The organism is Flavobacterium sp. LC2016-23, assembly GCF_009674775.1.
Classification (GTDB): Bacteria; Bacteroidota; Bacteroidia; order Flavobacteriales; family Flavobacteriaceae; genus Flavobacterium.
This window is the reverse complement of sequence record NZ_WKKE01000003.1, coordinates 161,678-175,738: the sequence shown is the minus strand read 5'-3', so window position 1 is coordinate 175,738 and position 14,061 is coordinate 161,678. Positions and strand designations below refer to the sequence as shown.

The following is a 14,061-nucleotide window of genomic DNA, read 5'->3' as shown; positions in this document are numbered from 1 at the left end:
GCTACCCAATAATAAATATGCAAAACAAGATGAATTCTCAATAAGAAATTCATCCGCAGTGTTATGCTTTCTCACGAACAATTCTGTTAACCTTCATTATTATTTTGCAAGTTTTAGAATGCGATACGCACCTTTTGCCACAATTAGGAATACAACCGCTCCAATAATAAGATCGGGATAACTTGAATTTAGCAACTTAACTAAAATAGCTGCAATGATAACACCTGAATTAATAATGACATCGTTCGATGTAAAAATCATGGAAGCCTGCATGTGCGCTTCCTTGCTTTTGCTCTTTTGTAATAGGTAAAGACATAATACATTTGCTATCAACGCCAGAACAGAAACGATAATCATTGTTTTAAAATCGGGCATTTGTTCTATTCCTATAAAACGTCTGATAACTTCAATAAATCCTATAACAGCTAATAGAATTTGAAAGTAACCCGCAAATTTGGCGATGTTGCCTTTTCTTTCTATCGTGCCACCAACGGCAAATAATGCCAGGGCATAAACAATACTATCGGCAAGCATATCCAAGCTATCCGCTACCAATCCCATTGAATTAGAAAGAATACCAAACGACATTTCGAATCCGAAAAAGAGGAAGTTTATAAGCAGTACTGTCCAAAGCAGTTTCCGTTGCTTATTGTTTGTATCTGTTGCAAAGACTGCTTGGCTTTCTTCAGTAGAAATCAATGTTGTATTTAGGTTCAGTGCTTCCAAAGCGGATAAAATTGTTCCTGGGTTTTCATTGTGATAAACGTCCAGTTTTCTATTGGGAATATCAAATTCCAATGATTTTACCGTATCTAAATTTTGCAATTTCATACGAATCAATTGCTCCTCGCTAGGGCAATCCATTTTAGTTATATTGAATATGGTTTTATTCATCTGCTTAGAGTTTTAATTTTATACCTATGTTAACTACAAACCCGTCCAATGGGGCATAGATGTCTTTAAAAACGGGATTGCTTATTGTTCCGGTATAGATACTGTCAAAGCGAGTTTGTCGTGTATCAAGGAAGTTTTCAAAATTGGCATATAGAGAAAATCTCTCCCAAATCTTTTCAGCCATCAATCCGCAAATAACATAATCCTTTCCCATAGTCCCGTCATTTAGTTTTTGAGGACTGAAATAATAGGCTTCCAAACCAACTTTCCACTTATCTTCTATTTCATACATCAGTACAGAATTAATGCGGTGTCTAGGTGTTAGCGGACTTTCGGTATTTGTTCCGTATTGCTTTAGTCGGGCATCTGTATAAGTGTAACCTAAAAACAATTTCAGGTCATCATAACCGATTTTAATATTAGTTTCTGTTCCTTTGGTATGAATGTAGCCCGGTGAATTTACGAACTGATACAGATTTGTAGATGGTTTTTCAAGTAATAAAGGATTATCCAAGTATGTATAAAAGAACAATTGGTTTATGCTGAATGACCATTCCTCTCCAATACGAATGCGATAATTAATATCTGCATTTGCACCGTAGCTTTTTTCCAATTTATTGGTTTTATCGTCGATAGGCAATACGTTTTGATATTGTATACGTTCGCTTTCTTCCGTAAATATAGTAGGTGTTTTGTAGCCAAATCCGCCTCCAATTCTTGATGTTAGACCCTCGGCAATTTGGAAAAGAGCTGAAACTCTCGGTAAGAATACTGCCCCATAATCCACAACGTAGTCTGTACGGATACCTGCTTCTAAATTAAGCCAATCTGTAGCTTTCCATGAGTTTTGTACAAAAGCTCCGATTGTACTTTGGTTGTAATCTCTTAACGGAAAAGCAGTGAACTCTTTTTCCTTAAAATTATCTGTCCATATATTAATTCCTGCTACCCATTCCGATTTTTCTGTACTGCTGGTATAATTGGCTTCGGTAAAAGTGGCTATTTGCGATCCCTCAAACTCATAGTCAGGAATGGTTATATTTCTATTGAAATAACTTACACTGTTTTTGATTTGAAAAGAACTGTTTTGAGTAATCAAATGGTCTAATACAAATTGTGTTGAATAGCGTTGTGTTTTGTTTTTCTCAAAATATTGATGGAGGTTATCTCCCTTACCTTTAATGTAAAGCATATCTCCTCCTAAACGGTTTTCAATGGTTGTATTGATGCCAAAATTCATTTTCGTTTTATCATTGAAATAAACAAATAATTTAGGATTCAGTACGTAGCGTTCAAATTGTGGAATGGCAGAAAAGCCAATTTGAGCAGGGTCGTAAGCTCCGTTGCGATTGTGCGAAGCAAATATAGTAGTTCCTATTTTATTGAACCGTTGCCCGTAAAAACCGTTAATATCCAAACCTCTGCCTGATGTTCCGTTGATTTGAAAACGTAAATCTCTTTCTTCAGTTGGCGTTTTAGAGATCAGGTTTACCAATCCAGCGATCGCTCCGCCACCATATAGAGTGGATGCCGAACCTTTGATGACCTCAACCTGTTTAAGGTCAAGTGGCGGTATCTGTAAAAGACCCAATCCGCTTGATGCACCAGAATAAATGGGAAAACCGTCCTTAAGGATTTGCGTATATCTACCGTCAAGCCCTTGAATACGAATACTTGCATTCGCACTTGTTGGCGATGTGGTCTGTACATGAATACCTGTGCTTTCTGCTAAAAGCATACGAATATCTCCAGGTTTCATATTGCCCTTCTCCACCAATTCTTCACTTCCTATAAATTCAATCCGGGTAGGAATATTTTGTATGCTCCTTGTACTTCTTGTAGACGATATTACTACTTGATCCAATTCTTCTGAACTTTCTTGAAGTAAGATTTCAATAACATTCTTGTCCTTTAATGGAAATTCTAAGGTTTCAATATGTTCATTAAAGTCCATATAATTGAATTTGATTCCCTGTAATCCGTCAGGAATATTTGCTAATGTGATTTGCCCATTTTCGTCAGACGTCGCGGCGATTGACGTTCCTTTTATAGATGCTGTTACACCATTTAATGGTTCATTTGTTTCAATGCTTTTGACAACAATATTTAATGTGTTTTGTGCATATGCACAAAGGTTTAGTGCCATAAGAAATGACACAATGAGTTTTTTTTTCATTGTAAAGATGATACTTAATGTGAATAGATAAGGATAACAACGCGAAGCATCGTTACGAATTAATTTGTGCTGTAAGAGCTACACATTAAGTAAGTTGTGGAGGATGCCAAACAGAATAAGGGAAATCTGAAATAGGTTTTATAAAACTTAGTGCTATTTTTTTTTCAGTTTCTATGACTGGATGTATAATTGAAAAATGATAAAAGGTCATTACAAACCCCATACAGGTATTACAATTCATAAATGGCGAACAACATTTCGTACAACCGTCTTTTCCTTGTTTGTCGTTTTGTGTTGTTTGCTGTCTAGGTTTAATACATCTATCTTCCCTTAAGCATGATGGTGCTGTTGATAGAATCAACACCATAAAAGCCAATATGAATGATAAATTTTTCATTTGGCAAATGTATAAATTTATGCTCAATTTCACATAGTAATAAAGAATTAGAACATCAACTGTTATTTTTAAATAATATATAGCGAGAATTAGAGAAGAGATAGTATTAAATTTCTATCTTTTTTAAAAAATATATTTGGTTTATAACACAGAATCTTTTCTTTGGCCGCTTTTACGGAAAGAAAAGAAGTTCTCTTAAATAACAAAAGGGATACTGCATATCCCTTATAAAATTTTCGCAGCCTGTTTGATAAAATGGCGCATTGTGCATTTTTATTAAAGTGGGTGCACCGCTTAAAAGCAAAAAGACTGTCCCGACCTTTTGGGAGGGAGTGTCTTTTTGCCGCCCGATTTTCGGATCAGGCGACTTTGAGGGGCTGTGACTGAAAATTTCCAAGATTAAGGAAAAAACCCCTGTACTCGGTCATTCCGTAGCGGAACAAACTCCACAACAGCGAACATCCCATTTGTGCCAAGGCAGAATTGATAAATAATTCCTGTTTTTCCAAGGCTTCTGCTAAGGAACAGCTTGGTGTGTCGTCCTGTTCTTCGGACTGTAGTAGCAATTCCCCAAATTCTTCGGTAACAAATGGCAGGCTTGCCACCGTTTCATACTTCTCAGAGTTGGGTTGCTTAATTTCTCCAATAGTGGATAATATGACCTGTCCTGTATGTTGGCTGTTGCCAAAGTCTAACCAGTATTTTGGCGTATCTCTATGATTTCTACGGTTGCATAATTCTTTAAGTATTTCAGCAACGCCAAACCTCGCCTGTACATTGTCCACACAAGTAATATAGATAGTTGCCTCTGCATTTTGAGGCAGTCTTCCCAAACTATCTTTCTCAAATTTCACCGTTTCCGATTTCCAATAAGTTCCCATAAAACGATTGGCTCGGTTTATCAGGGCAACGGATTTACATAAGCCAACCTCGCACTCGGCAAAACGCTGTCTGCCCAAATTGGCAGTCGTGATAACATCGTCGTCCCAAAGGCGAACGGATAGTCCTGCGTGTCCAAGTTCAACTAAACTGTGGTTCATTTCCATTAAGGCGGTCAGTACTTTTGAACCCGTGCCTCCTGCACCAATTATGTTCACAGTGATAGGGTTAGTCGGATTTATGAGGTAGTTATCCGTAAAATGTATTTTTGTTTTCTCGGTATTCATGGCAATAGATTTTTAAGTGTTTTGTTGTTTTTTTTCAATACTTCTTTAGGAAAAGGTTTACCCGTTTGGATAAGCTCTTTCCAAAGGTTTACACAATTGCCTTGTATCGGACTGTTGTTTCCTAGTAAATGGCTGAAGTAACTGTTGAAAAAGTAATCTTCCCAAGCAAGTGTAAATTCTTCTATCGAAGCGGAGTTTTTGATATTGATATTGACCGAACCCATACATACTTTCCCATCTTGGTAGATGTTAAAAAATGGTGCGCAATACAAAGGTGTTTTCTCTGTTGGTCTTCTATCGCTTACAAGTGCATAAACCGTAAGGCTGTTTTTGTTGGCATACCAAATCATTGGTGGTACATACGCAATTCCGTTGGGTATATCCAAATTCTCCACAAAATACAGTTGTCGCTTTTGTGCTTTTGAGTGCCATAGTACAGTACCTTTCTCTTTATTAGGATTGATATGCAGTATGTTCGACCCCAAAATCCCATTGGATTTTAAAAAATCTTGTTCCTTGTCCTTTTCTGTTACCAATGCCCTTGCCAATACTTTTGCTTCCCTCTCTGTGAGTGGGTGGGCATTAACAGGAGTGCCGTTATTGTCCATATCAAAATGCTCCACATATACATCGCTGTCCGCTCCTTTGGTTTCATAGAAAACAAGTGCAGATTTAGGATGGTACAACGTACCAAAGCTTTCTGTTATATCTATTGTATTTTTCATTTTCTTGTGGTTTTATAATTATAAAGCAAATCGCATATATCGTCCAAAAGGGCAAATAATCTGTTCTCAAAATCAAGGGTGTTTTTCGTTACCGCTTTTGTGTCAAATCGTTTGCAGATGGTCGGTTCCTGCATTTCTGCGTATTCATTAAACTCGTTGTTGATGCTCTGAGCAAGGTTCTCGTATAGCCATCCTTTTGTGTGCGATATAAAAGAAATATACTTTTCCATACCAATGGTTTCATTGTCGTCGTCGTCATTATCAGGGTCTTGTTCCCGCATTGGAGCATTTCGGAAAATGCTTGCCTTTGGATATTCCGTAAATAGTGCAAAGGCATTAGAAGCTGTCAGCCAACATTCGTGGTCGAATGCATTACTTCTTTTAAAAGTGTCTAAACGCTTTTGAAATACCTGTAAACTCATAGGGTGAAAAATCTTTTGCTCGATATAATCTCCAATGAATTCCGCTTTTTCAAACTCAAGTTTACACGGCTCATTTTCTTCAGTTTCATCGTCCTGCTCCGCCCACTCTTTGTGCATTTCATACATCCAGTACAGATAACTGTTTTCCTGTCTGAAATAAGGAATATCAGCAATGTGATATAGGTAAGAACAAACAGAAATAAGCAGTTGGGCGTTTCTTTTATACTTGGGGTCGTGTAGCATCTGATACAGCGGTTCAATCGGTATATAATACAGGGTAGTGCCTGTATTGTATTTTTCCTCACTGATAAAATACGTTTTCTTACTGTCCTGCACCAAACGTATTTCCTGCCAATTCAGAACACTTTGCTTTAACTTTTCTTCCATATCCCTTATAGCCAATGCCATATTGTACGGATAGTCAAATTGGTTGGTTTGCATAGGTTCAATATTATAATGCTCTGCAAGTAATGACAGCGACTTGTAAAAATCCTTGTGCATTTTTGCTGTTTCCATACAAGCCTGTACCGTTTCAGTTTCTTTCAGCCTTGGCAGGAACGAAGTCTTTAGAAAACCATTGGCAACATTTCCACAGGTACTGACCTGCGTTTGTCTTTTTGAACCTCGCTCGCATCTTTGGGTTTTTGCATCCATTGGGCGAACTCGCTGAGCTGTTTGTACAACTGCCTTTGTCTTTTTTGTTCGGGTGGCTTGATTGTTCCCGATATGATATGTTTGTGCATATTCCATTGCTTTAAAAATTTGGTTTAACCCTTAGTTCCCATAACACTTTCAAATTTGTATTCAACCGCATCATCTCTGATAACGGGTGCAGAGATTTTGGCAGTTGTCAAAATGGGATACCTGTTGGCATAAAAATTTAGTACTGCTTCGATGCTCCAACGTGGTTCGGGATCGGTCAATATAATATCGTGTCCTTTATCTTTGAGTATAAACACTCTTTCCAATTGCGTTGCTAATAACATGATGATGAATTTTAAGTTATTACATTTAGTTTTCCTGTGCAGTTTCTGCTGAGTAATCGGCAGTTCCTGCTTCCGCTTTTGCGGGTTCGGCATTTTCTTGCTCGATAGCTCCGAAAAGACTTGGCGCAGAAAACTTGTCGGACAGTTCTCTTTTGCGTCTGCGTAGCTCGTCAGCCTTTTCAGGGAATTCTGTTATCTCGGGTACTTTTACCCACGCTTCACGGTGCTTTCCTTCTTTCTCAAGTTCATCCGCTTTTGCCATTGCGTCCTTGAACTTCTTGTCCTTGGCTTCCTGTTCTTTCTTCTGCCTGTCGGCTTTATCTTTTTCCATTGCCGACTGTTTTTTGGTTTCTTCCAACTGCTTCATAAAGCTTTCCATATCGACCATTAAGCCAGAGGCGGTTTGTATGGGTGTGGTTATCTTCTCGAAAAAACCGTTGTCGAGTTCTTCGGCTGTTCCCCGAAGATTGAGCGGCGGTATGATGTTCTTTGCGTTATCTCCGCATTGTTCGTTTTGGAGCATAACCGATACGATTAGGTTGTTTTCTGCTCCTTTTGATATTGTGAGTTGCAAATCACCTGTAATCTGCAACTGCGCTATCTGATGGAAAAAATTTGCATTCATCGTTCTAAAATTTTAATTGTCGTCTAATTGTTTTTTAATGGCTCTGAGTTTCTCGTACATATCTGTCCAATAGGTTTTCTGCCTTTTATCGAACTCGGAGAAACGTTTATCCTCGTGGCGGTATTCCTTGTACTGCCCTGCCATTTTGATGGCTTCTTTAATGTTGGTCACCTCAATAGGGTAACCGTTCAAGTCTGTTATCTTCATCACTTTATCAGTTCAGTTTTCAGCGGTATAAACTCCGTTCTCGTAATAGCCTGTAAGCTGTTCCCAAGTCCTTAAAAGGCTATTGGTATCTATATAGAAATACTCGGTTCTATTGCAGTAAATGATATATACAGCCTCGTCTTTGTATGTCGTTTCAAGGCTTTGTGATTTGGCGATGCTTTTAGCTTCGTCTATTGATTTTGCTTTCATATCAGTTATTTTATAACAGGCTACCACCGATTAAGGCGGTAGCCTATGGTTATCTAATTAAGGTTTAGGATTTCTGCACCATCCAAGGCAAAGCCTGTACACAAGTCAAATGCTTTTTGCGATTTGAGTTGGGCAGTACCCCCCAAAACAATGCTCTGCAACTTGGCTTCATCGTCTTTGTATTTGCGGACATTCTGATAGTAGCCTGTAACAGCGTTATATGCCCCGAACAATGTGCCTTTGGTCGTTTCCATCTGCTGTGTGTCGCTGATCATAGCGTATGCAAAAGCATCCTCAACTGTATTTTTGAACACGGTCGACATTTCATCTTCCGCACCTTTTTTGAGTAAATCGAAAGTTTCTTTATTTGGACAAAGTGCCAATTGGATTAGCTTTCTTACTTCTTGGTCTGTTACCTTTACTTTTGCCCATTCATTGAAAATGTTCTCTAACTGACTGCTCAAGGTGTTCGCCAATCCCATAATCTTGTGAGCGTTCTCAATACGCTGTTTTGCTCCCGAAGTGTGTTTGATACGCACTACATTAGTCATACTGCGTAAGGAGGCGTTAAGCGTGTTTTGGCATACGATACGAATAGGCGTAAAAGCGGCTGTGATACTTCCGCTACCATCATGCGAAGTGGTCAGGAAAATGTATTTTTCGGTTACATCATCGCCATTTCCAACTCGGATATAGTCGGGTAGTTTGGCTGTGATAAATATGCGTTCCCCATTACCCAGCGCTCCTGCGGTTTCATATAGTATTCCCTCTCCACCGCCTACAATGGCATCAAAGAAGTTAAATGCTTCACGGTTCTGCACGATATGATAGTCTTTGCCTACCACGCCCAATACTGCATTGTTATCCGTGCGTATATTGGCAAAATAATTAGGGACTTCCAGTTCATTACTGCCAATCTCGATACTGTCAGCAGTTTGAATAATACCCGAACCTTTTGTAAATAGCGGACTTTTAACGACTTCGTAATCTAACCCTGCAAATTTTATAGCTTCCTCGCTTGTTGGGTATTGCTCTACAATTTGCCCTAGTCCGTGCCAAGCTTTTTCCTTTACGCTAAAGAATGAATAACGTCCTGTTTCGCTGTTAAAATTGATATTATGTGCCATGATTTTAAATTTTAAATTGTTTGAATTATTTAGGTGCTCGTTGTTAAGATGGTAGGTCGTCCTTTGTATCATCATTATTATTTTCTGAAGGAGCCTGTACCGCTTCTGCTTTTTTACCGCCCCCGTGCAGTTTGATTTGTGAGGTGTTGAAGTTCAGTCCTGCGTGCGGTTGTCCGTCACTGCCTGTCCACGCTCTTGCGCTCACTTTCCCTGTCAGTTCTACCACCGTACCTTTAGTGAGTATCTGCGCTACTTTTGGACTAAGCCAATAGGCGCAGTCGAAATACGTTGTCTGCTCTATGCGTTCGCCCGCTTTGTTCTTGTAGCTGTCGTTGATGGCTACCGAAAAGTTTACTACTGTTTTGCTGTTCGACACGTTGCGTACCTGCGCATCCGCTGTCACTCTTCCTGTGATGTTCATAATTCCTAAGATTTTTAGTGATTAATTTTTTTTGAAATTTTATTCGGCAATGAGAGGAGGTGCTGTTTTGTTTCATCAAATCCATCTTTAATATTTTACTTTTCATTGCTGACATTTTTTTTATTCGTCTAAAGAGCCGGAGTATGCTATGTTTCGTTTCGGGAGCATAAAAAGGTTAGTGTCTAGCAATAGCAAGGTTTTGACAAAAAATACAACCCGGATGGGTGGAGATTTTTTATTAAACCTCAAGGGCCTGGCCTTGCTATTGCGTTAAGGACACGGAGTTACCTTTGCTGCTGAAATGAGACAAAAGCATACTGGTTATTGAATTTAAAAATGAGATGGAAGAATGAATTACAGGAGGGAATAAAAGTTTGTAGATCAATACATGTACATAGATGCAGGATGTAGTACTAAATACGAAACAGTCAGTTTTAATAACTATTAATCATTGAATTAGTGTAACTGTACTTAATGTTTATCGAGATCTTGTAAGATTATTTTAGCACAGCATTTTGTTAAATTTTAGGTATCTTTGACTAGATAGTAACCTGATTTAAGAAAGTTTGCGTAATGAAGATTAAAACAATAGAAATAAGAAATTTTAGGCTATTAAAGAAGGTTGTTCTTAGCTTAGAAGATTACACTACCGTCGTGGTAGGTAGAAACAATTCTGGAAAAACCTCATTAACCGAAATTTTCCGAAGGCTGATAGGGGATAAAAACCCAACTTTTTCTCTTTTTGATTTCAGTATTTCTTCCATCGAAGGTTTTAAATCTGCATTGCAGAAAAAGCTAAGCGGCGCAAATGATCAAGAAATTCGAGCTGAGATTCCCTCAATTGAAATTAAAATTACAATTGAATATCCTATTGACGCTGAAGACTTGGGCGCACTAAGTGATTTTATTATCGATCTTAACGTAGCAAGTAACACTGCCGTTATCTTGGTTCAATACACATTGAAAGATGGCAAATTAGATAACTTATTTGAAGGAACTACTGACGATAGTGCTGAAAGCATTGCGGCATTTCTTAAGTCATTACGAGAAAAAATTCCTAATCTTTTTGAAGCTAAGATATTTGCACAAGACCCAAATGATGAAACTAATGTTGCGGCAATGGATCACTCTAAATTTAAAGCCGTTATTGGAGCAGGTTTCATCAATGCACAGCGTGGCCTTGATGATGTGACACATTCAGAAAAGGATGTACTAGGTAAAGTGTTGTCGCAACTTTTTAAAACATCAAAATCGGATTCAGCACCTGAAGACATGAAAGAAAAGTCAGAGGCACTGCAAGTTATTATAGATGAAATTCAAGAAAAAGTTGATACAGATTTTAATGGAAAACTTGACAAACTTCTTCCTGCGTTAGCACTATTTGGCTACCCTGGTTTGGCCGACCCAAACCTAAGCACAGAAACGCGTCTAGACGTGTCAAACATCTTAGATAGTCATACCAAAATAAGATACAATCAGGGCGACAATCTATTCTTGCCAGAAACATACAATGGCCTTGGATCAAGAAATCTAATTTATATTTTGTTTCAATTATTTGAGTTTTTTCGTCAATATCAAAGTAGACCGGTTAGCAATAGTCTAGACATAATCTTTATTGAAGAGCCTGAAGCACACCTTCATCCACAGATGCAGCAGATATTTATTAAGAAGCTTTACGAAATTGCGGAAGAATTTTCAAATGTTTTAAATGAAGGAAAACCTTGGCCCGTACAATTTGTTGTAACTACACACTCAACTCATATTGCCAACGAAGCGGAATTTGAGGCTATACGATATTTTCTAACTTCCAATAATGAACAAAGAGAAACAACAATAAAAGATCTGCGAAAAGAATTTCGTGCTGATGAACTTCAGGTTGACAAAGAATTTTTGCACAAATATCTAACTCTTACAAAATGTGATCTCTACTTTGCAGATAAAGCCATTTTGATTGAAGGTATTGCAGAGCGACTAATGATGCCTTTACTAATTAGCAAAAGCGATGCTATGACGAAGGCCAAATTAACTGTAAATCCTTCAACTGATATTGTTATTGATGAAGAGGATCTAGAAGCTACTGTGACCAGAGAAATTCAAGCTCAGCTTCCAGATACAGAGAAAGAAGCTGAAAAGGATACCAACGCTCCCGAGGCGATTTCAACTCACGAAGTTCCCATTACGGCAGCAGAAGCAGTTGACAATGCTCCATTGGACGAAACCACGTTGTCAGTCGAAGACTATCCTACATTGGAGACACAATACATTAGCGTAATCGAAGTTGGTGGTGCGTATGCACACCATTTTTATAAATTTTTAGACTTTTTAGAACTGAGGTGCCTCGTTATCACTGACATTGATGCCGTTGTTTCCACCGTAAAGGAGAATAAAACTACATATCCAGGATCACTTGTATGCGAAGGCTCACATAGTTCAAATGCAGGAATAAAAAATTGGTTCGCACCAGGTACGGCCGGCTATTACCCAATGGCTGATTGCTTAGCTAAAACAGCTGATCAAAAAGTTGCAGGTTCCCGACGGATTGCTTATCAAATCCCAGAGGATGGGCTTATTGGATGCGGAAGAAGTTTCGAAGAAGCTTTAATTTTAGCCAATCGCGATCTATTTGCAGTAACAGCTGTGTCGGTTTCAGAGATAGAGAAGTTTGCTGACGATAATGCGCCAGACAACAAGAATAAGTCTGGTTTCGCTTTAGAGTACGGATTGGAAAAAACTGATTGGAAAGCACCAAAATATATTGTTGAAGGTTTACAATGGCTAGCACTCAGACCGAATAAGCCTTCACAAGAAGTTGAGGAAGCAATTGTTGAACTTGTACAATAAAAATGATGGCAGAAGAAGATCAAACCAGTCCGGCAGAAAAAGCATCGCAAGAATGTTTAATGCAAGTGCTCAAGGCGATTGATGAGCATAAAAATTTTCTTGTTGAAGCAGGTGCAGGCGCAGGAAAAACATATACGCTCATTAAAGCATTAAAACATTTAATATCAAAATATTCAGCGGAGTTTGAAAGAGCAAATAAAAAAATAGCTTGTATCACTTATACTAATGTCGCAAAAGATGAAATTAAATCTCGTACTGACAATCATCCGGTTATAATCGCCGATACAATTCATGCTTTTGCTTGGCAAGTCATGCAGGTTTTTCAAAAACCTTTACGTGATAGGATATCTGCCTTGGGGGAGAAATGGGTTGCAAGAATTGAAGAGGCCGGTGGTATTACTGACCAAAAAGTCATTTATAATTTGGGATATCCCAAAATTACTGACACGGAGATTTTCTTGCATCATGACGATGTAATTAAACTTTTTACATCACTATTAAGCGACGTAAAATTTAGAAAGATATTTGCAAACAAATATCCGGTGCTATTGATTGACGAATATCAAGATACGAACTTATCTTTAGCAAATACATTGGTGGAGAATTTTATCGAAACCGAAGAAGGACCATTGATTGGTTTTTTTGGAGACCACTGGCAAAAAATATATGGTTCAAGCTCGTGCGGATTGATACAAGCTACAGATGGTAAATTACTTTCAATCGGAAAGCAGGCTAATTTCAGATCGGATAAAAGCATTGTTGATGTATTAAATAATATGCGGCCTGAATTACCTCAACACGAACATGACCCAAATTCTGCTGGCGAAATCAGTGTTTATCATACAAATAATTTTACTGGAGAGCGACGTATTGGAGCACACTGGAATGGTGATTTACCCGAAGATGTAGCGCATGAACGCTTGGAAACACTCAAAGAACTCCTGCGGGCATCAGGATGGAATATTTCTCCTGAAACTACAAAAATATTAATGCTGACAAACAATGTTCTTGCTTCTGAACAAGGATATCAAACTGTTTCCTCTGCATTTTCTGACTCAGATGATTACCTGAAAAAGAACAACGAATACATTTCATTTTTAACCGACACGGTAGAGATAGGTGCTGCGGCATTTTTAGAAAAGCGTTATGGCTTACTGATAGAAGCATTTAGAATTAATACCAATCGAATTACAAGACATAGTGATAAGCAGGTCTGGCATGACGCTATGATGCAGTTAAATGATGAGCGTACCAATGGTACAATTGGCAGCGTTATAGATTTGCTTAAAGTGACTTCAAAACCAAGGCTGTCAAAGAAAATCGATGAGCGTGAAAACCGCATAGCGACGGTTCGACTTCAGCCCGAATCAGAGCGTAGTGACGAGGATAAAAATTTCCTAACGAAATATGATGGTATTCGCACAATTCCTTATCCCGAAATTGGTAATTTGGCGAAATACATAGATGACAAAACCATATATTCCACGAAGCACGGAGTCAAAGGCGCTCAATTTGACAACGTAATTGTTGTGTTTGGAAGGGGATGGAATCATTATAATTGGAATCAGATGCTTGAGCATGTCAACTCCGGAAATGTACCTGAGGCCAATCGAGATGCGTTTGAAAGAAACAGAAATCTTTTTTATGTTGCGTGTTCTCGACCTAAGCATCGTCTAAGCCTTTTATTTACACAAGAATTATCGGCTAATGCTATTCTAGGCTTACAGCGCTGGTTTGGTGAAATAGTACAGCCCATTTAAGTAGCTGTTCATCATAAAAGTACATAAACGGCTAGAGAAAGTCTCTATTTTAATTCTATTTTGTGAAGACGCGCATTTTTAAAAGTAAAAGATTGAAAAGCCTA

General features: G+C 38.3%; 14 protein-coding genes. 2 read left to right on the top strand and 12 right to left on the bottom strand.

Translation table 11 applies throughout. From position 1 onward, the window contains the following. Nucleotides 1-99 precede the first annotated feature (99 nt). From GJU43_RS03665 to GJU43_RS03610, 12 genes are all read right to left on the bottom strand, one after another. Complete coding sequence (locus GJU43_RS03665) at nucleotides 100-894, bottom strand: cation transporter (protein WP_154339475.1); 795 nt, start codon at nucleotides 892-894, stop codon at nucleotides 100-102. Between the two features lie 4 nt (nucleotides 895-898). Then, nucleotides 899-3,070 (bottom strand): TonB-dependent receptor domain-containing protein, encoded by a 2,172-nt coding sequence (locus GJU43_RS03660; RefSeq protein WP_154339474.1) that lies wholly within the window; start codon nucleotides 3,068-3,070, stop codon nucleotides 899-901. Between the two features lie 85 nt (nucleotides 3,071-3,155). Continuing rightward, nucleotides 3,156-3,467: a hypothetical protein gene (locus tag GJU43_RS03655; protein WP_154339473.1), complete on the bottom strand. Its 312-nt coding sequence runs from the start codon at nucleotides 3,465-3,467 to the stop codon at nucleotides 3,156-3,158. 359 nt (nucleotides 3,468-3,826) lie between these two features. After that, on the bottom strand, nucleotides 3,827-4,633 hold the full coding sequence (locus GJU43_RS03650; RefSeq protein WP_154339472.1) for a PRTRC system ThiF family protein: 807 nt from the start codon (nucleotides 4,631-4,633) through the stop codon (nucleotides 3,827-3,829). After that, nucleotides 4,630-5,358: a PRTRC system protein B gene (locus tag GJU43_RS03645; RefSeq protein WP_154339471.1), complete on the bottom strand. Its 729-nt coding sequence runs from the start codon at nucleotides 5,356-5,358 to the stop codon at nucleotides 4,630-4,632. Before GJU43_RS03645 ends, GJU43_RS03650 begins: the two co-directional genes overlap by 4 nt. Next, complete coding sequence (locus tag GJU43_RS03640) at nucleotides 5,355-6,530, bottom strand: hypothetical protein (RefSeq protein WP_154339470.1); 1,176 nt, start codon at nucleotides 6,528-6,530, stop codon at nucleotides 5,355-5,357. Before GJU43_RS03640 ends, GJU43_RS03645 begins: the two co-directional genes overlap by 4 nt. A gap of 17 nt (nucleotides 6,531-6,547) precedes the next feature. Then, nucleotides 6,548-6,766 carry a PRTRC system protein C gene (locus GJU43_RS03635; RefSeq protein WP_154339469.1) on the bottom strand — a complete coding sequence of 73 codons (219 nt, stop codon included), beginning with the start codon at nucleotides 6,764-6,766 and terminating at the stop codon, nucleotides 6,548-6,550. Between the two features lie 25 nt (nucleotides 6,767-6,791). After that, on the bottom strand, nucleotides 6,792-7,391 hold the full coding sequence (locus tag GJU43_RS03630) for a PRTRC system protein E (RefSeq protein WP_154339468.1): 600 nt from the start codon (nucleotides 7,389-7,391) through the stop codon (nucleotides 6,792-6,794). Between the two features lie 12 nt (nucleotides 7,392-7,403). Continuing rightward, entirely contained in the window at nucleotides 7,404-7,598 is a 195-nt protein-coding gene (locus GJU43_RS03625; protein WP_154339467.1) for a hypothetical protein, read from the bottom strand. A gap of 12 nt (nucleotides 7,599-7,610) precedes the next feature. Further along, nucleotides 7,611-7,808 (bottom strand): DNA-binding protein, encoded by a 198-nt coding sequence (locus tag GJU43_RS03620; RefSeq protein WP_154339466.1) that lies wholly within the window; start codon nucleotides 7,806-7,808, stop codon nucleotides 7,611-7,613. A 53-nt stretch (nucleotides 7,809-7,861) separates the two neighbouring features. Beyond that, on the bottom strand, nucleotides 7,862-8,935 hold the full coding sequence (locus tag GJU43_RS03615) for a DUF932 domain-containing protein (RefSeq protein WP_154339465.1): 1,074 nt from the start codon (nucleotides 8,933-8,935) through the stop codon (nucleotides 7,862-7,864). Nucleotides 8,936-8,978: 43 nt separating this feature from the next. Beyond that, on the bottom strand, nucleotides 8,979-9,356 hold the full coding sequence (locus tag GJU43_RS03610) for a single-stranded DNA-binding protein (protein WP_154339464.1): 378 nt from the start codon (nucleotides 9,354-9,356) through the stop codon (nucleotides 8,979-8,981). Nucleotides 9,357-9,929: 573 nt separating this feature from the next. Here GJU43_RS03610 and GJU43_RS23040 point away from each other — a divergent pair. Continuing rightward, nucleotides 9,930-12,197: an ATP-dependent endonuclease gene (locus GJU43_RS23040; protein WP_229654994.1), complete on the top strand. Its 2,268-nt coding sequence runs from the start codon at nucleotides 9,930-9,932 to the stop codon at nucleotides 12,195-12,197. 2 nt (nucleotides 12,198-12,199) lie between these two features. Continuing rightward, on the top strand, nucleotides 12,200-13,957 hold the full coding sequence (locus GJU43_RS03600; protein WP_229654993.1) for a UvrD-helicase domain-containing protein: 1,758 nt from the start codon (nucleotides 12,200-12,202) through the stop codon (nucleotides 13,955-13,957). Nucleotides 13,958-14,061 lie beyond the last annotated feature (104 nt).